This window comes from Streptomyces longispororuber (genome assembly GCF_024448165.1).
GTDB classification, from domain to species: Bacteria; Actinomycetota; Actinomycetes; order Streptomycetales; family Streptomycetaceae; genus Streptomyces; species Streptomyces longispororuber_A.
The window spans coordinates 1-25,021 of the sequence record NZ_JAMOLN010000122.1 but is presented as its reverse complement, the minus strand read 5'-3'; the positions used below and the strand labels follow the sequence as shown (position 1 = coordinate 25,021).

The following is a 25,021-nucleotide window of genomic DNA, read 5'->3' as shown; positions in this document are numbered from 1 at the left end:
GGCGGAAACAGGGGTACGACCGGCTCGGCACGGAGGATCCGCGATCCACGGACCCTCTGTGCCCGGGGCGACCACGCCACGATATAACTCAATCATTGAGATACTTTCTCATTGAGTCTTCTGGGCCTGACTCCGACCTGACTTCTCCCCGTCCTGACTCCGTCCTGCCGTGACTCCTCACCTCTGGAGCCCCATGTCCCGCCCCGCACGAGGCACCCGCTGGCTGGTGCCTCTTCTCCTGCTCATCGTCTGGCTCGCCGTCGGCGGCACGCTCGGCCCGTACGCCGGACGGCTCGGCGAGGTGGCGACCAACGACCAGGCCGCCTTCCTGCCCCGCAGCGCGGAGTCGACCCGGGTGATCGAGGCGCAGCGCGCCTTCCAGCAGGACGAGACGCTTCCGGCGATCGTCGTCTGGACCGCGGACGACGCCGGTCCCCTCACCGCCGCCCAACAGGCCGAGGCCACCCGACTGCTGGCCGCGCTGCGCGGCACGCCGGGTGTCGTGGGCCAGGTGTCCCCGGCCATTCCCTCGGACGACAAGAAGGCGCTCCAAGGGGTGGTCCAACTCCGGCCCGACCTCGGTGACGAGCTCGCCCCGACGCTCGACCGGGTGGAGGAGAAGGCGGCCGCGCTCGGCGGCGCCACGGCCGCCGTGGCCGGCCCCGCGGCCAGCCAGGCGGATCTGTCCGGCGCCTTCGCGGGCATCGACGGACTGCTGCTCGGCGTGGCCCTGATCACCGTTCTGGTGATCCTGCTGCTCGTCTACCGCAGCGTGCTGCTGCCCTTCGTGATCATCATCGGAGCCGTCTTCGCCCTCGGTGTCGCCTGCGCCGTCGTGTACGTCCTGGCGGACCACGACATCGTCCGGGTCGACGGACAGGTGCAGGGCATCCTCTCGATCCTGGTGATCGGCGCGGCCACCGACTACGCACTGCTGCTCACCGCCCGCTTCCGCGAAGAACTCGCGGGCGGTGCGGACCGGTTCGCGGCGGCGAGGGCGGCCCTGCGGCGGTCCGCCGGAGCCGTCGTGGCCAGCGCCGCGACCGTCGCCCTCGGGCTCCTCGCGCTGCTGCTCAGCGACCTCACCAACAACCGGGCCCTCGGTCCCGTCGGCGCCATCGGCATCGTGTGCGCCGTGCTCAGCACCCTCACGTTCCTGCCCGCCGTCCTGGTGCTGCTCGGCAACGCCGCGTACTGGCCGGCCCGCCCGCGTCCCGCGGAAGCGGCGGGCGGCGGCCACGGCGTGTGGCGCCGGGTCGCCCGCGCCGTGGAGAAGGCGCCGCGCAGGATCTGGGCCGTCGCCCTGGCCGGCCTCCTGGCCTGCGCCGCGTTCGCCCCGGGCCTCAGCTCGAAGGGCGTCCCGCTCGACGAGATCTTCGTCAACGACGCGCCGTCCGTCGCCGCACAGGCCACCCTCGCCGAGCACTTCCCCGGCGGCTCCGGCAATCCGGCCGTCGTCATCGCCGACGCGGCCCACGAGAAGACGGTGACCAGCCGGGCGTCCCAGGTGAAGGGCGTGGCCGACGCGGTCCCGGTCACCGAGAGCGGCCGGCCGGGCGACGGACCGGCCCGCGTCGTGGACGGCAGGGTCAGGATCGATGTCACGCTGCGGGACACGGCGGACAGCGACGCGGCAAAGGAGACGGTCGCCCGGCTGCGTACGGCGCTGCACCCGATCGACGGCGCGGACACCCTCGTCGGCGGTTACACCGCGCAGCAGTACGACACCCAGCACACGGCCGAACGCGACCGCGCGCTCATCGTGCCCGTCGTCCTCGCCATCATCCTGCTGATCCTGATCGGGCTGCTGCGCTCCGTGCTGCTGCCCGTGCTCCTGGTCGCCACCGTGGCCCTCAACTTCCTTGCCACGCTGGGGATTTCGTCGCTGGTCTTCGAGCACGTCCTGGGCTTCACGGGCACCGACGCGTCCGTGCCGCTGTACGGGTTCGTCTTCCTCGTGGCCCTGGGCGTCGACTACAACATCTTCCTGATGTCGCGGGCCCGGGAGGAGTCCCTGCAGCACGGTGTCCGGGACGGCATCCTGCGGGCGCTCGTCGCCACGGGCGGTGTGATCACCTCGGCGGGTGTCGTGCTGGCGGCCACGTTCGCCGCCCTCGGCGTCATCCCGCTGGCGTTCCTGGTGCAGATCGCCTTCATCGTGGCGTTCGGCGTGCTGCTCGACACCCTCGTCGTCCGGTCCCTGCTCGTGCCCGCGCTCGTGTACGACATGGGGCGGGTGGCGTGGTGGCCGGGGCGGCTGAGCCGACGGGCGGACTGATCACGCGTCCGCGGCCGCCCGCACCGCGTCCTCCTCGGCCCGCAGCTCCCCGTGGAGCCGGGCCGAGGAGGCGCACGTCAGCGGCATGACCAGCGGAGGCAGCAGCAGAAGGGCCACCGCGGTGGGCAGGATCAGCACGAGTACGCCGGTCATCCACACGTTGTCGTCGCTGAGCCACAGCATGCCGAGGCCGACCGGGTGGGAGAGCGGCTCCGCCGCGTACCGGCCGAGCCAGACGACGAGCACGGCGGCCGCTCCGGCCAGCGCACCCGTGCCGACGGTGCGCCGCCGCGCGCGCCGCGTCAGCACCCAGGAGCGGTACAGCGCCACGAACGGGGAGCGGTGCTCGAGGACCGCCTCGGCGGTGGCCAGCGACAGACGGGAGTGCAGCAGCGGCACCGCGCACCAGATGGCGATCGGCAGCACCCAGCCCAGCAGCGCGTACTGCGGGCTCGCGGTGCCGTGCAGCGGCGTCGGCTCGACACCGGGCACCAGGCCCCCGTCCACGAACGCGAACAGGATGAGGCCCGCCAGCACCACGGCGCCCATGACCAGTCCGGTCAGCGCGTTCGTCGCGACGGCGGCGGGCAGCCGCCGCCGGGTCCGCCGCCACAGCTCGCCCGTGCCCAGGTTCCCTTCGCCCCGCCGGGCGCGGGCGTCGGCGACGGCGTACGCGGCGTGCAGCACGGCGACGACCAGGAGCCCCAGCAGGAGCAGCGCCACCGCCACCACGGCGCCGGCCTTCAGCAACGGCTCCATGCCGCCGTCGGCGTACGCCACGTAGGAGTCTTCGTTGGCGATGTTGCGGTCCGCGTAGTCCCGGACGTCGTCGAAGGCGCCCCAGGTGCCCGCGAATCCGGCGGCCACGATCCCGCAGCCGGCCACGGCGGTCACGGCGGAGACGAGGAGCGCGAACCGGTACGGAGCGCCCCGCAGACCCAGTGTCCCGGCGATCGCGCCGCTTCGGTCCGTCCGGTGTCCGTCGTGCGCCATGCTCTGCTCGGCCTTCGTGCGGTGACGTGCGTACGAAGACGGGGACGCCGTGCGGGGCGCACGGGGTTCCCGCCACGCCTGAGCCGACGCGTCCCGCTCCGAGCCGGACCGGTCGTCGGGGCGGACGGGTTCCACCGGGCCGGCGGACGGGCCCCTCCACCGGGGAGGGGCCCGCCGCGTCACAGCTCGGTGAGCGTGGGAGCCGCCCCTTCCGTGGACGCTGTCACCGCACCGGAGGCCGCGTCGCGGGTCACCCGGTAGGTGGCCGCGGTACTGCCGTGGTGGTCGGGGACGGTGACGGTCACGTCCTGGGCGTCGGGCGTGACGAGCAGGGTGAGGCCGTCGGTCCAGTCGCCGTCCGGTCGCTGCTCGTCGGCGCCGAGCGGCAGCACTGCGCCGGGCCGCACGTACAGCGGCAGGCTGTCGAAGCCGTGCGTCTCGCGGCGCCAGGCCGGGCCCTGCACCTTCTCGCCGGTCAGCAGGTGCGTCCAGGTGCCTTCCGGCAGATAGAACTCCACGTCGCCGTCGGCGGAGAAGACCGGCGCCACCAGGACGTCGGGGCCGAGCATGTACTGGCGGTCCAGGGCGCGCGCCGTCGGGTCCGCGGGGAACTCCAGGAGCATCGGGCGCATCAGCGGCACACCGGCCCGGTGCGCCTCGGCGGCGGCGCCGTACAGGTACGGCATCAGCCGGTGCTTGAGCTTGGTGAACGTGCGGGCCACGTCGACGGCCTCGTCACCGAACTCCCACGGCACGCGGTACGAGCTCGACCCGTGCAGGCGGCTGTGCGAGGAGAGCAGGCCGAAGGCGAGCCAGCGCTTGAAGACCGCCGGGTCGGGGGTGCCCTCGAAGCCGCCGATGTCGTGCGACCAGAAGCCGAAGCCGGACAGGGAGAGGGAGAGCCCGCCGCGCAGCGACTCCGCCATCGCGCCGAACGACGACCAGCAGTCGCCGCCCCAGTGCACCGGGAACTGCTGACCGCCCGCGGTCGCGGACCGCGCGAACAGGACCGCCTCGCCGAGGCCCCGCTCCTTCTGGAGCAGTTCGAAGACGACCTGGTTGTACAGCTGCGTGTAGTAGTTGTGCATACGCTCCGGGTCGGAGCCGTCGTGCCAGACCACGTCGGTCGGGATGCGCTCGCCGAAGTCCGTCTTGAAGCAGTCGACGCCCTGGTCGAGCAGAACCTTCAGCTTCGACTGGAACCAGGCGCTCGCGTCGGGGTTCGTGAAGTCGACGAGCCCCATGCCCGCCTGCCACAGGTCCCACTGCCAGATGTCGCCGTTCGGCCGCCGCACGAGGTAGCCCAACTCGGCGGCCTCGTCGAACAGGGCGGACTTCTGGGCGATGTACGGGTTGATCCAGACGGAGATCCGCAGGCCCCGCTCCTTGAGCCGGGCCAGCATGCCGACCGGGTCGGGGAAGACGTCGGGGTCCCAGGTGAAGTCGGACCACTGGTACTCGCGCATCCAGAAGCAGTCGAAGTGGAAGACGCTCAGCGGGATGTCCCGCTCGGCCATCCCGTCGACGAACGAGGTCACCGTCTCCTCGTCGTACTGCGTGGTGAACGACGTCGTCAGCCACAGGCCGAACGACCAGGCGGGCGGCAGGGCCGGGCGGCCGGTGAGCGCGGTGTAGCGGCGCAGCACGTCCTTCGGGGTCGGGCCCGCGACGACGTAGTACTCCAGCGTCTGGTCCTCGACGCTGAACTGCATCTGGCCCACCGACTCGGAGCCGATCTCGTACGAGACCTTCCCCGGGTGCTTGACGAACACGCCGTACGCGCCGGCGGGGGAGACGTGCAGGCTGAACGGGACGTTCTTGTAGGCCTGTTCGCTGCTGGTACCGCCGTCGGCCTGCCACATGTCGACGACCTGGCCGTTCCTGACGAACGGGGTGAAGCGCTCGCCGAGGCCGTAGACCTGCTCGCCGACCCCGAGGGTCAGCTGCCCGGCCATGTGATGGGCGCCGTCGCCGGTGGCGAAGAAGGCGGTGCCCTTGCGGCCGGCCGACGTGACCTCACGGCCGTCCGCGTCGCGGAAGGAGAGCGTCCAGGGGGCGGCCGTGTCGAGGCGGACCGACAGGGCGCCGCTCGTCAGCTCGACGACGTCGCCGTCCCGGCGCACCCGGCCGGTCGATGCGTCGGAGCCGGGCAGCGCGAAGTCGGGTCCCACCGCGCGGCGGCCCGCCAGATGCGTGGTGCGGACGCCGATGACGCCCTCGGCGGGGGAGAAGCAGTCGGTCGTCAGGAGTGGGGAGTTGAGGGTGTCGCCGCGGCGCTCGACGCGCTTGACGGCGGCGTACGCGGTGAAGCGGTCGGCGTCCGTGCGGACGTCGCGGACCTCGGTGGCGTACGAGGCCTGGACCCCGTCACGCATCAGCCAGAAGCCGTCGGTGAACTTCATGATCTTCCCAGGGGAGCAGAGGTGGTTCAGGTCAGCAGGGCCGGCGTCGCCCGGTCCAGGACGTCGGACAGGCGGTGCCAGGTGGGCAGGTCGCGGGGGACGGCGGGCAGCAGTGTGCCGCGGCCGGTGTCCCAGTCGGTGGCGACGGCCACGGGGTCACGGCCGGTGACGGCGCCGGCGGCCAGCGCGGCGGCGCCGAGCGCCACCAGCTCGTCGGCCTCGGGCACCAGGACGGGACGGCCGGACAGCCGGCGCACGGTGTCCGCCCAGACCCGGCCCCTGGCGCCGCCGCCGATCAGCCGGACCGGCCGGGCCGCGACGTCGGCGTCGTCCGGGTCGAGGCCGCAGGAGCGCAGCAGTTCGTCGAGGGCCCGCAGCAGCGTGAACACGGCGCCCTCGTAGCCGGCGCCGAGGATCTGCCGGCCGGTCGTGGCGTGCCGCAGGCCGGTGAGCAGCCCGGCCGCGTGCGGCAGGTCAGGGGTGCGCTCGCCGTCGAGGTAGGGCAGGAGCACGGCGCCGCCGCCGGGCTCGGCGTCCTCGCGGTCCAGGCCGAGCAGCGTGGCGATCCGGTCGACGGCAAGGGTGCAGTTGAGCGTGCAGGCCAGCGGGAGGAACGTGCCGTCGGTCGCGGCGAACCCGGCGAGCGCGGCCGACGCGGGCCGGGTGCGGGTCGCGGCGAACGCGGTGCCGGAGGTGCCGAGGCTGAGCACGGGGTGGTCGAGGAGCCCGGCGCCGCCGAGTCCGAGGCCGACCGCGGCGGCCATGTTGTCGCCGGTGCCGACGGCCACGGCGATGCCCTCCGGGAGGCCGAGCCGCTCGGCGGCCTGCGCGGTGAGCGAGCCCGCGCGGGACCCGCCGCCCGGGGCGAGCGCGGGCAGCAGCTCGGGGGCGAGGCCGATGAGGTCGAGGATCTCCGGGTCGTACCTGCCCGTGGCCGTGGAGTACCAGCAGGTGCCGGAGGCGTCACCGGGGTCGGTCACCGCGACGCCGCAGAGCCGCTCGGTGAGGAAGTCGTGGGGCAGGCGCACGGCGGCCACCGGGCGGGCCGGTTCGTGCTCGCGCAGCCACTGCCACTTCGCGGCGGTCATGGAGGCGACCGGGACGGAGCCGGTGCGCTCCAGCCAGGCGGCCGGGCCGCCGAGCCGCTCGGTGAGGGCGGCGGCCTGCGGGGCGGCGCGGGTGTCGTTCCACAGCATCGCGGGCCGCAGCGGACGGCCCGCCGCGTCGAGCACGACGAGTCCGTGCTGCTGTCCGGCGACGGCGATGCCGGTGACGGCCGCGGGGGAGACGTCGGCCTCCTTGAGACCGGCCGCGACCGCGTCGCACAGGGCCGACCACCACAGGCCGGGTTCCGTCTCGCGGGCTCCGTGCCGGCCGGTGACCAGGTGCGGGGCGCGGCCGACGGCGAGGAGGCGTCCGGTGGTGGCGTCCGTGACGGCCGCCTTCGTGGACTGCGTCGAACTGTCCACCCCGATCACGACGGAGGCCGGCGGTGATGACGGTGGCATGGCGCCTCTCCACTTACTTGCGATCTTGAAGGCAAAACATCTGCCGACGCCATTTGATCGTACAGAAAACAAAAGAGCAAGGGTTCCGAGGGGTCGATGAGTTGAAGCGCTTCGATTCGCTTAACCGCAGGTGATTGGGGGTGAGCCCGGGGTGATCTGGGTCAGGGGGTCTAGCGCTTCGACGCTTCTTGGCGTATTAGTCATGTCAGAAAACAAACCGCCCGGTGGACGCCGGGTCGGCGCGCAGAGCACGCAGCAGCAAAGGGTCGCACCATGTCCGAACGCTTCACTCCCACTCCCGACGACAAGTTCACCTTCGGTCTGTGGACCGTCGGCTGGCGGGGCAACGACCCGTTCGGCGACGCCACCCGCCCCGCCCTCGACCCCGTCGAGTCGGTGCGCCGCCTGGCCGAACTCGGCGCGCACGGCGTCACGTTCCACGACGACGACCTGATCCCCTTCGGTGCCTCCGACAGCGAGCGCGAGGCCATCGTCAAGCGGTTCCGTGCCGCCCTCGACGAGACCGGTCTCGTCGTGCCGATGGCGACCACGAACCTGTTCACGCACCCGGTCTTCAAGGACGGCGGCTTCACCGCCAACGACCGTGACGTGCGCCGCTTCGCGCTGCGCAAGACCATCCGCAACATCGACCTGGCGGTCGAGCTGGGTGCCACCACGTACGTCGCCTGGGGCGGCCGCGAGGGTGCCGAGTCCGGTGGCGCCAAGGACGTCAGGGACGCGCTGGACCGCATGAAGGAGGCCTTCGACCTCCTCGGCGACTACGTGACGGAGCAGGGCTACGACCTGCGCTTCGCCATCGAGCCCAAGCCGAACGAGCCCCGCGGCGACATCCTCCTGCCGACCATCGGCCACGCCCTCGCGTTCATCGAGCGCCTGGAGCGCCCCGAACTCGTGGGCGTCAACCCCGAGGTGGGCCACGAGCAGATGGCGGGCCTCAACTTCCCGCACGGCATCGCGCAGGCCCTGTGGGCGGGCAAGCTCTACCACATCGACCTCAATGGCCAGACCGGCATCAAGTACGACCAGGACTTCCGCTTCGGCGCCGGCGACGTGCGCCAGGCCTTCTGGCTCGTCGACCTGCTGGAGTCCGCCGGCTACGAGGGCCCCCGCCACTTCGACTTCAAGCCGGTGCGCACCGACGGCTTCGACGGCGTGTGGGAGTCCGCGAAGAACTGCATGCGCAACTACCTGATCCTCAAGGAGCGTGCGGCCGCCTTCCGCGCCGACCCCGAGGTGCAGCAGGCCCTGCGCGACTCCCGGCTCGATGAGCTGGCGCAGCCCACCGCTGCCGACGGCCTCGCCGGACTCCTCGCGGACCGGTCCGCGTTCGAGGACTTCGACGTGACCGCCGCCGCCGAGCGCTCGATGGCCTTCGAGCGCCTCGACCAGCTCGCCATGGACCACCTGCTCGGCGTCCGCTGACGACCCCTTCGCGAACCGGCCCGTACGGTGCAGACCGGAGCCGTACCGGGCCAGACGCGAACACCCCGACGGGACACGGGCGTCCCGTCGGGGCCGGTCCCCCCTCCCAGGCAAGGGCAACCACCGTGACAGCAGTTCCCCCTCCGGACGCGGCGCGCGCCAGGCGCCGGCGCTCCGGCCGACGGGCCCGACGGGCCGTGGCCCCGCTCACCGTTGTCTCCGCGATCCTCGCCGCCAGTGCCCTCGCGGGCTGCGGCCAGCAGCGCGACCCCGACGTCTTCACCGTCCTCAACTCCTCGACCGACGACTCGTACCACGGCTGGGACGCGGCCACCCTCAAGCGGTGCAGCGCGCAGCTGGACGTCACCATCGAGCAGCAGAGCGTCCCCGCATCGCAGGTCATGACGAAGTCGCTGCGCATGGCGTCGTCGAAGTCGCTCCCCGACGTCATCCAGTTCGACGCCTCCGAGATGCCGACGTTCGCCGAGGCCGGCGGCCTCGTCGACCTGCGCACCCTCGGCCTGTCCACCCAGGACATTCCCCAGGGCATCGTCGACTTCGGCTCGTACAAGGGCACGTACTACGGCGCCGCGCGCACGGTGAACACCCTCGCCCTCTTCTACAACAAGGACGTCCTGAAGAAGGCCGGCCTCCCGGTCCCCACCACCTGGGCCGAGATGCAGGAGACAGCGAAGAAGCTCACCCGGGGCAAGCAGTACGGCATCGCGCTCAGCGCGGGCGGTGCCGAGGACGGCGTCTTCCAGTTCACGCCGTTCATGTGGTCCAACGGCGGCGACGAGACGAACCTCGCCACGAAGAACGTCGCCGAGGCGCTCGACTACTGGAAGGGCCTCCTCAAGGACGGCTCCCTGTCCAAGTCGACGGTGAACTGGACGCAGGCCGACGTCAACGACCAGTTCATGGCCGGGAACGCCGCTATGATGATCAACGGTCCGTGGCAGGTGGAGACCCTCAACACCAAGAAGAACCTGCACTGGGGCATCGCGCAGATCCCGGTCCCGAAGACGGGGGACAAGTCGGTCGGCCCGCTCGGCGGCGCCATCCTCACCGTCCCCGACACCGGTGACACGGCCCGCGAGAAGACCGCCGCCAAGATCGTGCAGTGCATGGCCAGCGAGAAGGAGCAGATTTCCTACGCCCGCAACAGCTGGATGGTGCCCGCCAACGAGAAGGCCGCCGCGATCTGGCGCAAGGAGGTCCCCGAACTCGACGCGCTCGCCGACCAGGTGGCCACCGCGCGCTCGCGCACCGCGAAGGTCGGAGCCGGATGGTCGTCCGTGTCGCTGGCCCTGCAGAGCGCCTTCCAGTCCGCGCTCACCGGTCAGGACAGCGCCGCCGCGCTGAAGAAGGCGCAGGCCCGCGCCACGAGCGGGAACTGAGGGGACTCACGAACATGTCGACCACCACGGCCTCGGCCACCCCCACGGCGCCCGCCGCCCCCGCGAAACAGCGCGACACCCGACGCCGCCGCAGGCTCTCGCAGTGGGGCTTCATCGCCCCCGCCGTCGTCTTCATGCTGTTGTTCTTCGGCTACCCGCTCGTCCGCAACGTCGTGATGAGCTTCCAGGACTTCTCGCCGTCCACCTTCTTCGACGGCAAGTCCCCCTTCAACGGCACCGACAACTGGAGCAAGGTCTTCCACGACGACCTCTTCGGCAAGGCGCTGTGGCACACCATCGTCTTCACGATCGGCTCGCTCGTCGGGCAGTTCGGCATCGGCCTCGCGCTCGCCGTCTTCTTCACGAAGAAGTTCCCGCTCAACGGGTTCCTGCGCTCGCTGATCCTGCTGCCCTGGCTCGTCCCGATGGTCGTCTCCGGCATCGTCTGGCGGCGCATCCTGGACCAGGACACCGGCGTCCTCAACTCCTTCGCCGACACGCTCGGCCTCGGCGGCCACACCCCGTGGCTGACCAGCCCCGGCATGGCCCTGTTCTCGGTGATCCTGGTGAACATCTGGATCGGCATCCCGTTCAACATGGTCATCCTCTACGGCGGGCTCCAGGAGATCCCCAAGGAGCTGTACGAGGCCGCGTCCCTGGACGGCGCCTCCGCCTGGCGGACCTTCCGCTCCATCACGCTGCCGCTGCTCAAGCCGGTGATCACCGTCGTGCTCGTGCTCGGCTTCATGTCGACGGTCAAGATCCTCGACCTGATCCTCGCCCTGACCGACGGCGGGCCCGCCGACTCCACGCAGACGCTCGGCACGCTCACCTACCAGAACTCCTTCGTGCAGCTGGACTTCGGTGCGGGCGCCGTCGTCGGCAACGTCCTCATCCTCATATCCGCCGTCTTCGCGGTGTTCTACCTGCGGGCCAACCGCTCCGAGGGGAAGTGACCGGCATGGCAACCGTCTCCGAGGCCACCGCGACCACCGCGCCCAAGCGCCGCTGGGGCGCCACCGTGGCGGGCGTCGTCATCCTGTGCGTGATGCTGTTCCCGCTGTACTGGATGATCAACACGGCGCTGCAGCCCGAGTCGGGACTCCTCGAAGTCTCGCCCGTACCGCACTCGCTGGACCTGTCCGGCTTCACCTCGGCCATCAGCGAGCAGGGCGGCCACCTCCTGACGTCGCTCGCCGTCGCGCTCGGCGCCGTCGTCATCTGTCTGGCGATCGCCGCACCCGCCGCGTACGGACTCGCGCAGTTCCGGCTGCCCGGCACCAAGTCCATCGTCTTCGGCACCCTCATCACGCAGATGGTCCCCGGCATCGTCATCGCCAACGCCCTCTACAGCGCGTACGTCGACCTCGGCCTGGTCAACTCCTACTTCGGCCTGATGCTCGCCGACGCCTCGCTCGGCATCCCCTTCGCCATCGTCCTGATGCGGTCGTTCATGGTGGCCATCCCCAAGGAGGTCATCGAGGCGGCGGAGGTCGACGGCGCGAGCAAGGTGCGCACGTTCGTCCAGGTCGTGCTGCCGATGAGCCGTAACTCGCTGATCACGGCCGGGCTGTTCTCGTTCCTGTACGCGTGGAGCGACTTCATGTTCGCGCTGACGCTGAACACCACCGACGACGTCAAGCCCGTCACACTCGGCATCTACCAGTACATCGGCGCCCACGTCGGCGACTGGGGCTCGGTCATGGCCGCGTCCGTCCTGTCGGCGATCCCGGCGGCCGTGCTGCTCGTCCTCGCCCAGAAGTACATCGCCGCCGGCATCACCGGCGGATCCGTCAAGTAAGGCTTTTCATGCGTGACTTGCCCGTATTCCCCGAAGGCTTCGTGTTCGGCGCGGCCACCGCTTCCTACCAGATCGAGGGAGCCGCGAACGAGGACGGCCGCGGCCCCTCCATCTGGGACACCTACAGCCACACGCCCGGCCGCACGGACGGCGGCGACACCGGCGACGTGGCCTGCGACCACTACCACCGCTACCCCGAGGACGTGGCGCTCCTGCGCGGCCTCGGCGTGGAGTCGTACCGCTTCTCGATCGCCTGGCCGCGCGTCCAGCCGACGGGGCAGGGGCCCGCGAACCAGAAGGGCCTCGACTTCTACTCGCGGCTCGTCGACGAGCTCCTGGAGGCGGGCATCGAGCCCGCCGCCACCCTCTACCACTGGGACCTGCCCCAGGCATTGGAGGACAAGGGCGGCTGGCGGGTGCGCGAGACCGCCGAGCGGTTCGCCGAGTACACGGCGATCGTCGCCGAGCACCTCGGCGACCGCGTCCCGCGCTGGATCACCCTCAACGAGCCCTGGTGCAGCGCCTTCCTCGGCTACTCCGTGGGCCGGCACGCGCCCGGCGCGCAGGAGGGCACCGGCGCCCTGGCCGCCGCGCACCACCTGCTCGTCGGCCACGGCCTCGCCGTCAAGGCGCTGCGCGCCGCCGGGGTGCGCGAGGTGGGCATCACCCTCAACCCCGACTTCAACGTGCCGGCCACCGACTCGGCGGCCGACCGGGCCGCCGCCCTGCGCGCCGACACCCAGCACAACCTGGTGTGGACCGACCCGATCCTGGCCGGCCGCTACCCGGACTCGGAGGAGGACACCTGGGGCGAGCTGATCACTCGCCAGGACTTCCGCCGCGACGGCGACCTGGAACTGATCGCGCAGCCGCTGGACTTCCTCGGCGTCAACTACTACCGGCCCACCCTCGTCGCCGACGCCCCGCACCGCGAGGCCGACCCGGCGCTCCGCGTCGCCACCGACAACCGGTACGCGGAGCGTCCCTGGGCCGACGTGCGGCGCAACTCCATGAACTGGCCGGTCGTCCCGGAGACGTTCACCCAGCTGCTCACCGGGCTCAAGGACCGCTACGGCGACGCCCTGCCGCCCGTCCACATCACCGAGAACGGCACCGCCGAGCACGACGAGGTCACCGCCGACGGCGCGGTCCACGACACCGACCGCGTCACCTACCTGCACGACCACCTCACCGCGCTGCGCGCCGCCATGGACGCGGGCGTCGACGTGCGCGGCTACTACGTCTGGTCGCTCCTCGACAACTTCGAGTGGGCGCTGGGCTACGCGAAGCGGTTCGGCATCGTCCGCGTCGACTACGACACCCTTCGGCGCACCCCGAAGGACAGCTACCACTGGTACCGGCGGCTGATCGCGGCGCACCGCAGGTGACCGCCGCGGCGCGGGACGGCTCAGTCCGTCCCGCGCTCCGCGTACGCCGCGGGGTCCGCCAGGACCTCGCGGACCACCCGGGCGGCGGCGCCGCGCGCCGCGTCGCCCGACGACGACGAGGCGCGCAACCGGCCGCTGCCCGGCGCCCACAGACCCGACACCACCCGCGCGGTCAGCTCCGCGTCCGCGGCGGGGGCGAGCCAGGGCATCAGTGGCCGGAACACGCCGCCGAGCATCACCGCGTCGGGGTCGATCAGGTTCACGGCGCCGGACAGCACCCGGCCGAGCAGCCGCCCCGCGTCGTCCAGCGCGGCGACCGCCGCCGGTTCGCCGGCCCGCGCCCGCGTCTCCAGCTCCGCCACCCCGGCGGCTCCCGACGCCTCGTCGAGCCCCGCGGCCCGCAGCAGGGCGGCCTGCCCCGCGTACTGCTCCAGACAGCCGCGCGCCCCGCACCGACACTCGGGGCCGTCCGGCTCGACCACCATGTGCCCGATCTCGCCCGCGAACCCGTGGGCGCCGCGCAGCAGCCGGCCGCCCAGGACCAGTGCCCCGCCGATGCCGATCTCGCCGGTCAGATAGATGAAGCTGTTCACCCGGCCGCCGTTGTGCGCGTCGCCGAACCAGAGCTCGGCCATCGCCGCCAGGTTCGCCTCGTTGTCGGCGCTGACCGGCAGGGCCCGCCGGTTCGGCCGCAGCGCGCTGAGGGCCTGCGCGAACAGTCCCTCGACCGCCACCCGGTTCCACCCGAGGTTCGGCGCCTGTCGCACCGCGCCGCCCGACACCAGGCCGGGCAGCGCCAACTCGGCGGCCACCGGGCGCAGTTCCTGCTCCGCGGCGGACTCCATGGCGCGGGCGGCGATCCGTGCGGCCTGCGACAGCACGGCCGTCGGCGCCGTGCCCCGGTTGTCCATCCGCTCCACGAGCCGGACGCGGTCGGTGCCCGCGAGGTCGACCACGCACACGGTGACGTAGTCGATGTTGATCTCCACGCCGAGACCCGCGAGTCCGGTGCGTGCGACCTTCAGCGCGGTGCCGGGGCGGCCCGCCTGCCCGCTGAACGTCTTGCCCCACTCGGTGAGGAAGCCCTCGGTGAGCAGCTGGTCGACGAGCGAGGACACCGCGGCCCGGGTGAGTCCGACCCGTCCGGCGACCCCCGCCCGGGTCGCCTCGCCCTCGTCGTGGACGGTGCGCAGCACGAGACTGAGGTTGTGCCGACGCACCGTCGCCTTGTCGGCCTTGGGCGGGGGCAGGGACGGATCGTTGCTGTTCATCGTGGGTACGAGCCTATGCGACGGGGCACCGCCACGACGGCGCGGACCGGGCCGGTGCCGGGCTCACAGCCTGCGCGAGACGTCCTGCGCGGCCTGCTTCACGGCCGGGGCGAACGCCGACAGCTGCTCCTCCGTGACGAGGAAGGTGAGGGACGAGACGGACACGGCGCCCACCGGTGTGCCGTCGGCGTCGAGCACGGGCGCGGCGAGCGAGCAGATCGCCTCGTCCCCTTCCTCGTAGTCGGTGGCGTACCCCTGGGCGCGGATGGCCGCCAACTCCGCGACGAGCGCCGTCCGGTCGGTGTGGGTGCGGGCCGTGCGCGCGGGCAGCCCCGTGCGGTCCAGGACGTCCGAGGCCTCGTCGGGCGGGAGGTGCGCGAGCAGTGCCTTGCCGGCCGCCGTCGCGTGCAGGGGGAGGGGCGTGCCGACATCGGTGGCGATGCGGTACGCGTGGCCCGGATCGACCTTGTGCGTGTACGTGGCGTGGTCGCCGCTGAGCACCGCCAGGTGGACGGCCTGCCCGAGCCGCTGCTGCAGCGCGCGCAGCACGGCGTCGATCCCGACCGCGTCGTCGGCGAGCACCTGGGCCGCGAGGGAGCGCAGTTGCACACCGCTGCCGTACCGGCCCTCGCCGTCCGCGGCCACGTAGCCCTCCTCGACCAGCGTGGCGAGGACCCGGTGGGTGGTGGCCTTGGAGACGCCGGCGCGCTCCGCGATGTCGCCCAGCCGGTGCGGCCCGTCCACGCGGGCCACGGCATGCAGCACCCGGAGCGCCTTCGCGACGGAATTCGCGGGCTTGCTCACTTCCATTGACCCTCCGACGAGTAGCGGGCTATGTTGCCAATCGATCCGCTCAGCGGAACGCCATTCTACTCTACGGAACGCTCTGCGGAGCGTGATCACCTCATCCGGCCACGGGCGCCAGCCCTGCCCCGCGCGCCGGTCGCTCCAGGCACCACTCTCACGCTCGGGAAAGGCGGCCGTCCATGGCTGTACAGGGATCCCCCTCCGCTCACCCGCAACGATTCGATCTCGTCGTCACGGGCGGGCTGCTGGCCGATCCGCTGCGGGACGGCCCCGAACCCGGTGACCTCGCCGTCCACGACGGCCGGATCGCGGCGGTCGGCACCCCCGGCACGCTCGACGGCCACCGCCACCTCGACGCCGGCGGACTCCTGGTCGCCCCGGGCCTCATCGACCTCCACACCCACGTGTACGCGCCCCGCACCTACCTGGGCGTCCCGGCGGACGACATCGGCGTGCACCAGGGCGTCACCACCGTCGTGGACGCGGGCAGTTGCGGCAGCGACCACTGGACGGACTTTTCGGACAACGTTGTCCGCCCGGCAGCCACGCGCGTGCTGAGCTGGCTCAACATCTCCCGGCACGGCCTCGTCCACGGCCGCCGGGAACTGTCGCGCGGCCCCGACGACATCGACGAGGCAGCCACCGAGAAGGTGCTCCGCGACCACCCCGACCAGGTCCGCGGCATCAAGGTCCGGATGAGCTCGTCGGTGCTCGGCGACAGTGGCCTCGCCCCGCTCCGCGCCGCCAAGCGGGTCGCCGCCCGCGTCGGACGGCCCGTCATGGTGCACGTCGGCAACGAGCCGCCGCGGCTCGGAGACGTCCTCGACCTGCTCGGCGCGGGCGACGTCGTCACGCACGCCTTCCACGGCAAGCCGGGCGGCCTCCTCGGCAGCGAGCCCGAGGCCCGCGCCGCCGTCGAGCGCGGCGTCCGGCTCGACATCGGGCACGGCAGCGCCAGCCTCTCCTTCACCACCGCAGAACGGGCCCTCGCCGCGGGCTTCACCCCGTACACGATCAGCACCGATCTGCACGCCCGGAACACCACAGGGCCCGTGCACTCCCTCGTCACCACCCTGAACAAGCTGCTCGCCCTCGGACTCACCCCGCAGCAGGTGATCCGGTGCGCCACCCTGCACGCCGCCCGGGTCCTCGGCCTCGACGGCGAGCTGGGGACGCTGCGACCGGGCTCCGCGGCCGATCTGACGCTGCTGCGGACGGCGGACACGGCGGTGACGCTGACCGACTCCGAAGGCGTCACCCGCACCTGCGCCACCCCGCTCGAAGCCGTCACGACCCTGCGCGCGGGCGCCCCGGTCGCACCCAGCTGAGCGGTGACCCGCCCGAGATCCGCACCGAACCACCGAAAGGCCGCGCATGAACGACCCCCTGATCGAGCGACTCGCGGACGCCGTCCGGGACACCGGACACCCCGTCACCGACACGGACCGGGCGGAGCTCGCGGCCTTCCTGCCGCTCACCCGGGAGTACGCCGGGACCAGCGGCATCGTCTTCGACGACACCCGCGCCCTCGCCCTCGCCGTGCACGCGCTCGCCTTCGTCCGCAGGGTCCGCACCGCCGAGCACCTCGACGCCCTCGACGACCAGCTCGCCGCCGAGACGGCCCCCGGCCGGATGGACGCCGTCCGCACTCTCATCGACACCTACTGCGCGCCCCACGGATTCCACGCGCACCGCACCGAAGTCCTGCTGCTCGCCCTGCATTTCGAGACAGCGGCCCAGATCGCCCAGCAGTCCACCCCGCAGGCATGACCGACACACCAGGGAGCACCGCCATGACAGTCAAGATCGTGATCGGACACCGGCTCGGCAAGGGGCAGGCCGTCGCCGACGGCGTACGCGCCGCGGGCGGCGAGCCCGTCCTCATCCCCGGACCCGGCGCCGACATGAAGGTGGGCGACGTGATGGCCGCGGAAGGCGCCGTTCTCGGCATCTCGTTCTGCGGCAGCGGCGGTGCGGGAGCCGTCACCGCCAAGGCCAAGTACGGCCACGACATCGAGTTCGGCATGCGGTCCGCGCAGGCCGGCGTCACCGCCGTCGAACAGGGCCGCACCGTCCTCGGGTTCGGCTTCCTCGACAGCGAGGAACTGGGCTTCAAGGTCACCGAGGCGCTCCTCAAGAAGCTCGCCAAGGAGGCCTCGTGAAGCAGTCCCGCCACACCCTGCGCCTGACCGGCGCCGGGCCCACCCGCGAGAAGGCCTTCGCCACCGCCATCGGCCAGGTCCAGTCCGCGGTCGGCAAGCGCACCGACGGCGTCAGCTTCCGCGTCGAGCCGCTGGACCTGGAGGTCGTCTCGGCGGTCGAGCACCGCTGGACCGAACGGTTCCTCGGACTGTTCTTCCCGCGCACCCGGCAGCGCTTCGAGATCACCCTGCGCATCGACGTGCAGGTGGCCTCCCTCGACCTGGACGCCCTCGACTTCGCGGTGCGTGAGGAACGGCTCTCGCCGCTCCAGCACGCCCTGCACATGAGGTGACCCGATGAACGACACCCTCACCGTCCTCCTGGAGTCGCTCGTCATCGGCGGCCTCATCGGCTTCGGCGCGAGCGCGGGCGTCGCCCGGATGTTCCACGCCCCGAAGGTCCAGGGCATGGGCGCCTTCCGGACCCTCGGCGAACTGAACGCCTGCCAGAACGACCCCGTCGCCCACTTCTCCTTCGGCCTGGGCTTCCTCTTCAACGCCTGGTCGAGCGCGGTCGGCACCGGCGCCCTCACCGGTGACGTCGACCACCGGATCGTGCCGCACTGGACCGCGTCGGCCGCGATGATCAAGAACCGGAACCTCGCGGAGACACTGCACAACCCGCGCCGGATGGCCCTCACCGGCACCGTCGTCGGAATGGTCCTGATCACGCTGCTCAACACCACCGCGGCGTCCATCCCGCACTCCCTCCAGGACGTCGCCGCCAAGGTCCTCGGACCGGCGTCGGAGTGGCTGATCAACCCCGTGATGCCGATCATCTTCTGGATGGCCGCCGTCGACGCGGGCCGGCGCACCGGAGCCTGGGGCACCATCCTCGGCGGCCTCGGCCACCTCGTGATGGGCAACGCCGTGCCCGGCATCGTGCTCGGCATCGTCATCGGCAAGGGCGTCGACGACCTCGGCTGGACGAAGGTCACCAAGTCCCTGGCCGGCGCGGTGATCATCCTGTTCGCGGCCAGCACCTTCCTGCGCGGGGCGGACATCACCCTGCTCCAGCAGCTGAAGGTCGACATCCCGCACTGGCTCCTGCAGTTCCACGACGCGACCGGCACCAAGCCCCAGTGAGGCAGGCCCCGACATGACCGACTCATCGACGTCCGCGCCCGCCGCCGCGGGCGGCATCCCCGCACAGAACTCCGCCACCAGAACCCCGGGCGGCTTCCTCACCAAGGTGCCGGGCGAAGGCAGCTTCTGGCTCTCCGAGTGGGCCTTCCCTGTCTTCGTGGCCTGCCTGGCCGCCGGGATCTTCACCGGCACGCACCTCTACTACGTCTACCACACCGGGGTGTTCAACGAGGTCGCCGTCGCCTCCATGCTCAAGGCCGGTATGGAGGGCGGCAGTTACGGCGCGGCCGCCGCGTTCGGCGCGGGCTTCCTGTTCGCCCGCGTCATCGAGGGTCCCATGGTCGGCATCCTCGACATCGGCGGCTCCCTGCAGACCGGCGTCGGCATCGGCATCCCCGCGATGCTGCTCGCCGCCGGATTCACGGCCCCGCTCCAGCACTTCTGGCTGGCGATCCCGGTCGGCGCGGTGCTCGGCGCGCTCATCGGCGTCGCGATCCTCGTCATCCGCCGCGCCACCGTGAACTCCACCGGCGGCACCTCCACCTTCGGCGCCGACGTGATGATGGGCGCGGGCAACTCGGCCGGACGCTATCTCGGCCCGCTCGTCATCATCTCCGCCGCCACCGCCTCCCTGCCCGTCGGGCTCGGCTCCACCATCGGCGCCGCCCTCTTCTACAAGTGGCAGAAGCCGCTCACCGGCGGCGCCATCATCGGCGCGATGCTCGCCGGCCTCTTCTTCCCCATCCCCGGCAAGTGACCTCCCGGACCTCCCGGCAGACAGAGTTCAAGGAAGCAGCAGCGTGCACCCACTCCACACGGACCTCGGCGTGCCACCGGCCGTCAACGCCAGCGGCAAGATGACCGCGCTCGGCGGCAGCGTCCTCAGCGACGCGGTCGTCGCCGCCATGGGCGAGGCCGCCCGCCACCACGTCGTCATGGACGACCTGATCACGGCGGTGGGCCGGGAGATCGCCCGGGCCACCGGTACCGAGGACGGCTGCCCCACCACCGGCGCCGCCGCCGGCATCGCCATCGCGGTCGCCGCCGTCGTCGCGGGCACCGACCTGGCCAGGATCGAAGCCCTGCCCGACGCCGGCGACGCACCCTGCGAGGTGATCCTGCCGCGCGGCCACTCCGTCCACTTCGGTGCGCCCGTGCGCCAGATGATCGCCCTCGGCGGCGGCCGCCCGGTCGAGGCCGGCTCCGCCAACAAGGTCTCCCGGGACCACCTGACGGGGGCGATCGGCCCCCGCACGGCGGCCCTGCTGTACGTCCAGTCGCACCACGCCGTCCAGAAGGGCATGGTCTCCCTCGCCGAGACCGTCGAGGCAGGCCGGGCGCACGGCGTCCCGGTCATCGTCGACGCGGCGGCCGAGGAGGACCTGCGGCGCTGGCCCGGCACCGGCGCCGACCTGGTGATCTACAGCGGCGGCAAGGCCGTCGGCGGCCCCACCTCCGGAATGATCTGCGGCAGCGCCCGGTACATGGCGGCCTGCCGCGCCCAGTACGGCGGCATCGCCCGCCCGATGAAGGTCGGCAAGGAGACCCTGTTCGGCCTCGTCCAGGCCCTGCGCGACTACGGGACGGAGCCGACCGGCGACCACCGTGCGCGCATGGCGAAGCTCGCGGACCGGCTGTCCGCCCTGCCCGGCCTCACGACCCGCGTGGTCGGCGACGAGGCGGGCCGCGCCATCCACCGCACCGAACTGACCGTCGACCCGGCCGCAGCGGGCCGTGACGCCACCCGGCTCGCCGCCGAACTCGCCGCGTCCGGCGTCCACCTGAGGGACCACCAGGCCGCCACGGGCCGCCTGCTCATCGACCCGCGCCCCATGAAGCCGGACGAGGAGGAGCAGTTGGTGGCACGTCTGACCGCGCTCCTGGAGGAAGGAACCCGATGACCGTGATCGAACGCCGCCTGGTGGTCACCGAGGAGGCGGGCCTGCACGCCCGCCCCGCCGCCGCGTTCGCCCAGACCGCGGCCCGCAGCACGGCCGACGTCACCGTCGCCCTGGAGGACGGGCGGGAGGTCCCCGCGCGCAGCGTGCTGTCGCTGATGACGCTCAACATCCGCTGCGGCGACGCCATCGTGCTGCGCGCCCGCGGCGCCGACGCGGAGTCCACGCTCGACGCCCTCGCCCGCATCGCGGACCCCGCATGACCGGCCCCGCGCCCGCCGTCGCCCGGGTCGTCGAGCGGCTGCGGCAGGCCCGCGTCACCCCGACCGTCCGCGCGGCCGACGCCGACAGCGCCGACGCCCTGGCCCGCACCCTCGTCGACTGCGGCATCACGGCCTTCGAGTTCACCGCCACCACACCGGGCTGGGAGAAGCTGGTGGAGACCTGGTCGCGGGACGTCCCCGAGGTGACGCTCGGCCTGGGCACCGTCACCTCGCCGGACATCGCCGAGCGGGCCCTGGCGGCCGGAGCGCACTTCCTCGTCAGTCCGTTCCAGGTGCCCGAGGTGCGTCCCGTGGCGGACGCGGCCGGCCGGCTCCTGGTCGAGGGCGGTCTGACGCCGAGCGAGCTGCGGGTCGCCGCGGACCGCGGCGTGGCCAAGCTGTTCCCCGCCCACGTCGGCGGCATCGCCTACCTGACGTCCGTACTGGCGGTGCTGCCCGGCGCCCGCATCATGGCGACGGGCGGCGTCACGGTGGACAACGCCGCCGAATGGCTGGCGGCCGGTGCCTTCACGGTGAGCATCGGCAGCGACCTCACCAAGGGCGACGTGCGGGCCAACGTCGCACGGCTGACCCGGGCGATCGCCTGACGACACAGCGGCAGGGCCGGCCGGCTTCCTCGGAAGCCGGCCGGCCCTGCCGCTGCCACGGGGTGGTGCTCAGGCGCCGCTGGCCTTGAGCATGTCCTCCCGCTCGACGATCTTGACGCGCTCGCGGCCCTGGGGCTCACCGAGCGCCTTCTCGGCGGCGTCGAGCCGGTACCAGCCGTCCCACGTCGTGTAGCGGACGCCGCGCTCGCCGAGGAACTCCTCGACGGCCTCGGGCGCGGGCGAGGTGGGGGCGAGCAGCCGGCCCTCGGCGTGGTCCGCCAGGAGGTTGGCCACCGTCTCGTTGGCGTCGCCCTTGGTGTGGCCGATGAGGCCCACCGGGCCGCGCCGGATCCAGCCGGTGACGTACGTGGACGGCAGGTGCTCGCCGTTCTCCTGGATCACCCGGCCGCCCTCGTCCGGCACGGTCCCGGAGGCGATGTCCCAGGGGAGCTTGGGCAGCTCGTCGGAGAGGTAGCCGACCGCGCGGTAGACCGCGGTGACGTCCCAGTCCGTGTGGGCGCCGGTGCCCTTGACGTTGCCGGTGCCGTCCAGCTCGGTGCGCTCCGTGCGCAGGCCGACGACGCGGCCGTCCTCGCCGAGGATCTCGGTGGGCGACTCGAAGAAGTGCAGGAACAGCTTGTGCGGGCGGGTGCCCTCGTCGCGGATCGCCCAGTTCTCCAGCGTCTTGGCGACCATGTCGGCCTGCTTGTTGCTGCGCCGGGTCGCGATCGAGCCCTCGTCGTAGTCGATGTCCTCGGGGTTGACGATGACCTCGATGTTCGGCGAGTGGTCCAGCTCGCGCAGCTCCATCGGGCTGAACTTGGCCTGCGCGGGGCCGCGACGGCCGAAGACGTGGACCTCCAGGGCCTTGTTGGCCTTGAGTCCGTCGTGGACGTTGGCTGGGATCTCGGTCGGCAGCAGTTCGTCCGCGGTCTTCGCGAGGATGCGGGCCACGTCGAGCGCGACGTTGCCGACGCCGAGGACGGCGACCTTCTCCGCCTCCAGCGGCCAGGTCCGGGGGACGTCGGGGTGGCCGTCGTACCAGGAGACGAAGTCCGCCGCGCCGTACGAGCCGTCCAGGTCGATGCCCGGGATGCCGAGTGCGCGGTCGGCGGTGGCGCCGGTGGAGAAGACGACGGCGTCGTAGAAGGCGCGCAGGTCGTCGAGGTCGATGTCGCGGGGGTAGTCGACGTTGCCGAAGAGCCGGATCTGCGGCTTGTCGAGGACCTGGTGCAGGGCGGTGACGATGCCCTTGATGCGCGGGTGGTCGGGCGCGACGCCGTAGCGGATCAGGCCGAAGGGGGCCGGCATGCGCTCGAAGAGGTCGATGGACACACCCGGGTCGGTGGCCGCGTCGGACTTGAGCAGCGCGTCGGCGGCGTAGATGCCGGCGGGGCCGGCTCCGACGATGGCGACCCTCAGGGGGCGAGGCATGTACAGGTTCCCTTCGAGTGATCCAAGAAGTGCTCGAAGGGAATCTTAAAGTAAGGCAAGCCTTAGTTCGTAGCCGGGTTCGGTCTATGAGCTCATAAGGATGGTTTATGGGTTGTCACAGTCTTGCTTTGGGGGTGCCCCGGCTCCCGCTGATTCAACGTCCGGATGGCGGCGGCGGGTTCCCGCCGATGTGGGAGAAAGCGCTTTCTCCAGTGGGGTGGATGGGATGGGATCTAGGCATGCAGCCCTCGGTGCCCGACCATCTGGACCACCGCTACCGCGGTGAGCACCCCATCCGGACCCTCCTCCACCTCTTCCGCCCCGACCGCGGCAAACTCCTGCTCGCCGCGGCCGTCTTCGTCGTCAAGCACAGCCCGATCTGGCTCCTGCCCCTGATCACGGCGACCGTCCTCGATGTCGTCGTCCAGCACGGCTCCCAGAACCGCCTGTGGCAGGCCACCGGCGTCCTGCTCTTCATCCTCGTGATCAACTACCCGCTCCACCAGTGGTACGTACGCCTCCTCGGCGGCAGCATCCGCCGCATGGGCACGACCCTGCGCTCCGCCCTGTGCCGGCGCATGCAGCAGCTCTCCATCGGCTACCACGCCCGCGTCAGCTCCAGCGTGCTGCAGGCCAAGGTCGTCCGGGACGTGGAGTCCGTCGAGCAGATGGTGCAGCAGAGCTCCGACATGGGCCTGGGCGCCGTGGTCACGCTCACCGGCGGCCTCGTCGTGATCGGCCTGCGCACCCCCGAGTTCCTGCCGGTGTTCCTCGTCGTGGTCCCCGCCGCGGGCTTCCTCGTGATGCGGCTACGAGGCCGGTTGCGCAGCCACAACGAACACTTCCGCCGCGAGGTGGAGCACCTCTCCTCCCGGGTCGGCGAGATGACCACCCTCATCCCCATCACCCGCGCCCACGGCCTGGAACGCACCGCGCTCGGCCGCGTCGACGGCTCCCTGCGCCAGGTGTTCGCCGCGGGCCTGCGCCTGGACACCATGAACGGCCGCTTCAACTCGGCGGCCTGGGTCATGCTCAACGTCCTCGGCGTGCTCTGCCTCACCGGCTCCGCCCTCGTCGCCTACCACGGCTGGCTGCCGGTGACGGCCGGCGACGTCGTCATGCTCAGCTCCTTCTTCACCGTCCTGACCAGCTCCGTGACGACGCTGCTCGGCCTGGCCCCGGTCATCAGCAAGGGCCTCGAGTCGGTGCGCTCGGCCGGCGAGGTGCTCCAGGCCCCCGACCTGGAGAGCAACGCGGGCAAGGCCGACGTGGAGCAGGTGCGCGGCCGCATCGACTTCCGGCACGTCGGCTTCGCGTACGGCGACGAGGCCCCGGCCGTCGACGCGTTCACCCTCTCCGCGAGCCCCGGCGAGACGATCGCGCTCGTCGGCGCGTCCGGCGCGGGCAAGTCGACCGTCCTGAACCTGCTGATCGGCTTCATCCGCCCGACGACCGGCCGCATCCTCCTCGACGGCGTCGACATGGCCACCCTCGACCTGCGCAGCTACCGCCGGTTCCTGTCCGTGGTGCCGCAGGAGTCGATCCTGTTCGAGGGCAGCATCCGCGACAACGTGACGTACGGCCTGCGTGACACCGACGAGCGGACGCTCCAGCAGGCCCTGCGCGACGCCAACGCGCTGGAGTTCGTGGAGCGGCTGCCCGACGGCCTCGACACCGTCGTCGGCGAGCGCGGCGCCCGGCTGTCCGGCGGCCAGAAGCAGCGCCTGGCCATCGCCCGCGCCCTGATCCGCGACCCGCGCGTCCTCGTCCTCGACGAGGCGACGTCGGCCCTCGACAACCGCTCCGAGGCCCTCGTCCAGGAAGCCCTCGCGCGCCTGGTGCACGGCCGCACCGTGTTCGTCGTGGCGCACCGGCTCTCGACCATCCAGGGCGCCGACCGGATCGTGGTCATGGACGGCGGCCGGATCGTGGAGAGCGGCACGCACCGTGAACTCCTGTCCAGGGGCGGGGTCTACGCCGGACTGCAACCCGCCCGGCACGGCTGACCGATCAGGTCAGCGGGGCCGGTCGAAGAGATGGCAGGCCGCGCCCGTCGCGACCAGCGCCGCGGCGATGACCATGCCGTGCGAGGTGACGACGCCGACGCCGAGGGCCACCAGGCCGAGCGTCACGGCGGTCCAGGCCCAACGGTGGTCGTACTCGCGCGGCGGGCGCGGCCGGCCGTGCCGCAGGGCGGCGGCGAACCGCGGGTCCTCGGCCGCCAGCCGCTCCGCGATGGC

23 protein-coding genes are annotated in these 25,021 nt (G+C 72.1%); 16 read left to right on the top strand and 7 right to left on the bottom strand.

What is annotated here, in order from left to right; translation table 11 throughout:
• Window positions 1-193: 193 nt before the first annotated feature.
• Window positions 194-2,278, top strand: a complete 2,085-nt coding sequence (locus M4J07_RS29455) for an MMPL family transporter (protein ID WP_255976551.1) — start codon at window positions 194-196, stop codon at window positions 2,276-2,278.
• Here M4J07_RS29455 and M4J07_RS29450 read toward each other — a convergent pair whose 3' ends face one another.
• The 3 genes from M4J07_RS29450 to xylB all read right to left on the bottom strand — a co-directional run bounded on the left by M4J07_RS29450 (window position 2,279) and on the right by xylB (window position 7,181).
• Window positions 2,279-3,271, bottom strand: a complete 993-nt coding sequence (locus M4J07_RS29450) for a hypothetical protein (protein WP_255976549.1) — start codon at window positions 3,269-3,271, stop codon at window positions 2,279-2,281.
• Between the two features lie 179 nt (window positions 3,272-3,450).
• Window positions 3,451-5,673: an alpha-xylosidase gene (gene yicI / locus M4J07_RS29445; RefSeq protein ID WP_255976547.1), complete on the bottom strand. Its 2,223-nt coding sequence runs from the start codon at window positions 5,671-5,673 to the stop codon at window positions 3,451-3,453.
• Between the two features lie 26 nt (window positions 5,674-5,699).
• Window positions 5,700-7,181, bottom strand: a complete 1,482-nt coding sequence (gene xylB / locus M4J07_RS29440) for a xylulokinase (RefSeq protein WP_255976545.1) — start codon at window positions 7,179-7,181, stop codon at window positions 5,700-5,702.
• 273 nt (window positions 7,182-7,454) lie between these two features.
• On the opposite strand from xylB, the gene xylA reads away from it, so the two are divergent.
• The 5 genes from xylA (at window position 7,455) to M4J07_RS29415 (ending at window position 13,213) form a co-directional block, all read left to right on the top strand.
• On the top strand, window positions 7,455-8,624 hold the full coding sequence (xylA, locus tag M4J07_RS29435) for a xylose isomerase (protein WP_255976543.1): 1,170 nt from the start codon (window positions 7,455-7,457) through the stop codon (window positions 8,622-8,624).
• Between the two features lie 125 nt (window positions 8,625-8,749).
• Window positions 8,750-10,024, top strand: a complete 1,275-nt coding sequence (locus tag M4J07_RS29430; protein WP_255976541.1) for an ABC transporter substrate-binding protein — start codon at window positions 8,750-8,752, stop codon at window positions 10,022-10,024.
• A 14-nt stretch (window positions 10,025-10,038) separates the two neighbouring features.
• The gene (locus M4J07_RS29425; RefSeq protein WP_255976539.1) at window positions 10,039-10,980 is read left to right on the top strand and encodes a carbohydrate ABC transporter permease; all 942 of its coding nucleotides are present in this window, start codon (window positions 10,039-10,041) and stop codon (window positions 10,978-10,980) included.
• Between the two features lie 5 nt (window positions 10,981-10,985).
• Window positions 10,986-11,825 (top strand): carbohydrate ABC transporter permease, encoded by an 840-nt coding sequence (locus tag M4J07_RS29420; protein WP_255976537.1) that lies wholly within the window; start codon window positions 10,986-10,988, stop codon window positions 11,823-11,825.
• Window positions 11,826-11,833: 8 nt separating this feature from the next.
• Window positions 11,834-13,213, top strand: coding sequence for a GH1 family beta-glucosidase (locus M4J07_RS29415; protein ID WP_255976535.1), 1,380 nt, complete (start codon window positions 11,834-11,836; stop codon window positions 13,211-13,213).
• Between the two features lie 20 nt (window positions 13,214-13,233).
• On the opposite strand, the gene M4J07_RS29410 is transcribed toward M4J07_RS29415, so the two are convergent.
• A complete protein-coding gene (locus tag M4J07_RS29410) occupies window positions 13,234-14,484 on the bottom strand; it encodes an ROK family transcriptional regulator (RefSeq protein WP_255976533.1) in 1,251 nt (416 codons plus the stop codon).
• A gap of 63 nt (window positions 14,485-14,547) precedes the next feature.
• A complete protein-coding gene (locus tag M4J07_RS29405; protein WP_255976531.1) occupies window positions 14,548-15,288 on the bottom strand; it encodes an IclR family transcriptional regulator in 741 nt (246 codons plus the stop codon).
• A gap of 182 nt (window positions 15,289-15,470) precedes the next feature.
• Between M4J07_RS29405 and M4J07_RS29400 the strand changes: the two genes are divergently transcribed.
• Genes M4J07_RS29400 through M4J07_RS29360 form a run of 9 tightly spaced genes read left to right on the top strand, consistent with a single transcriptional unit; the run spans window position 15,471 to window position 21,347 of the window.
• Window positions 15,471-16,619 (top strand): amidohydrolase/deacetylase family metallohydrolase, encoded by a 1,149-nt coding sequence (locus tag M4J07_RS29400; protein WP_255976529.1) that lies wholly within the window; start codon window positions 15,471-15,473, stop codon window positions 16,617-16,619.
• 46 nt (window positions 16,620-16,665) lie between these two features.
• Window positions 16,666-17,061: a hypothetical protein gene (locus tag M4J07_RS29395; protein WP_255976527.1), complete on the top strand. Its 396-nt coding sequence runs from the start codon at window positions 16,666-16,668 to the stop codon at window positions 17,059-17,061.
• A gap of 23 nt (window positions 17,062-17,084) precedes the next feature.
• The gene (locus M4J07_RS29390; protein ID WP_255976525.1) at window positions 17,085-17,453 is read left to right on the top strand and encodes a glycine-rich SFCGS family protein; all 369 of its coding nucleotides are present in this window, start codon (window positions 17,085-17,087) and stop codon (window positions 17,451-17,453) included.
• Window positions 17,450-17,785 carry a DUF4312 family protein gene (locus M4J07_RS29385; protein ID WP_255976523.1) on the top strand — a complete coding sequence of 112 codons (336 nt, stop codon included), beginning with the start codon at window positions 17,450-17,452 and terminating at the stop codon, window positions 17,783-17,785. The genes M4J07_RS29390 and M4J07_RS29385 overlap by 4 nt, the downstream gene beginning before the upstream one ends.
• 4 nt (window positions 17,786-17,789) lie before the next feature.
• A complete protein-coding gene (locus M4J07_RS29380) occupies window positions 17,790-18,578 on the top strand; it encodes a DUF4311 domain-containing protein (protein WP_255976521.1) in 789 nt (262 codons plus the stop codon).
• A 13-nt stretch (window positions 18,579-18,591) separates the two neighbouring features.
• Window positions 18,592-19,335 (top strand): DUF4310 family protein, encoded by a 744-nt coding sequence (locus M4J07_RS29375; protein WP_255976519.1) that lies wholly within the window; start codon window positions 18,592-18,594, stop codon window positions 19,333-19,335.
• A 43-nt stretch (window positions 19,336-19,378) separates the two neighbouring features.
• The gene (locus M4J07_RS29370; RefSeq protein ID WP_255976517.1) at window positions 19,379-20,479 is read left to right on the top strand and encodes a DgaE family pyridoxal phosphate-dependent ammonia lyase; all 1,101 of its coding nucleotides are present in this window, start codon (window positions 19,379-19,381) and stop codon (window positions 20,477-20,479) included.
• On the top strand, window positions 20,476-20,739 hold the full coding sequence (locus M4J07_RS29365; protein ID WP_255976515.1) for an HPr family phosphocarrier protein: 264 nt from the start codon (window positions 20,476-20,478) through the stop codon (window positions 20,737-20,739). The genes M4J07_RS29370 and M4J07_RS29365 overlap by 4 nt, the downstream gene beginning before the upstream one ends.
• On the top strand, window positions 20,736-21,347 hold the full coding sequence (locus M4J07_RS29360; protein ID WP_255976512.1) for a bifunctional 4-hydroxy-2-oxoglutarate aldolase/2-dehydro-3-deoxy-phosphogluconate aldolase: 612 nt from the start codon (window positions 20,736-20,738) through the stop codon (window positions 21,345-21,347). Before M4J07_RS29365 ends, M4J07_RS29360 begins: the two co-directional genes overlap by 4 nt.
• A 69-nt stretch (window positions 21,348-21,416) precedes the next feature.
• On the opposite strand, the gene M4J07_RS29355 is transcribed toward M4J07_RS29360, so the two are convergent.
• A complete protein-coding gene (locus tag M4J07_RS29355) occupies window positions 21,417-22,781 on the bottom strand; it encodes an FAD-dependent oxidoreductase (protein ID WP_255976510.1) in 1,365 nt (454 codons plus the stop codon).
• 221 nt (window positions 22,782-23,002) lie between these two features.
• On the opposite strand from M4J07_RS29355, the gene M4J07_RS29350 reads away from it, so the two are divergent.
• Window positions 23,003-24,787, top strand: a complete 1,785-nt coding sequence (locus M4J07_RS29350) for an ABC transporter ATP-binding protein (RefSeq protein WP_255976508.1) — start codon at window positions 23,003-23,005, stop codon at window positions 24,785-24,787.
• Between the two features lie 9 nt (window positions 24,788-24,796).
• Here M4J07_RS29350 and M4J07_RS29345 read toward each other — a convergent pair.
• A partial coding sequence (locus M4J07_RS29345) for a DUF3040 domain-containing protein (RefSeq protein ID WP_305128336.1) occupies window positions 24,797-25,021 on the bottom strand: 225 nt, incomplete at its 5' end.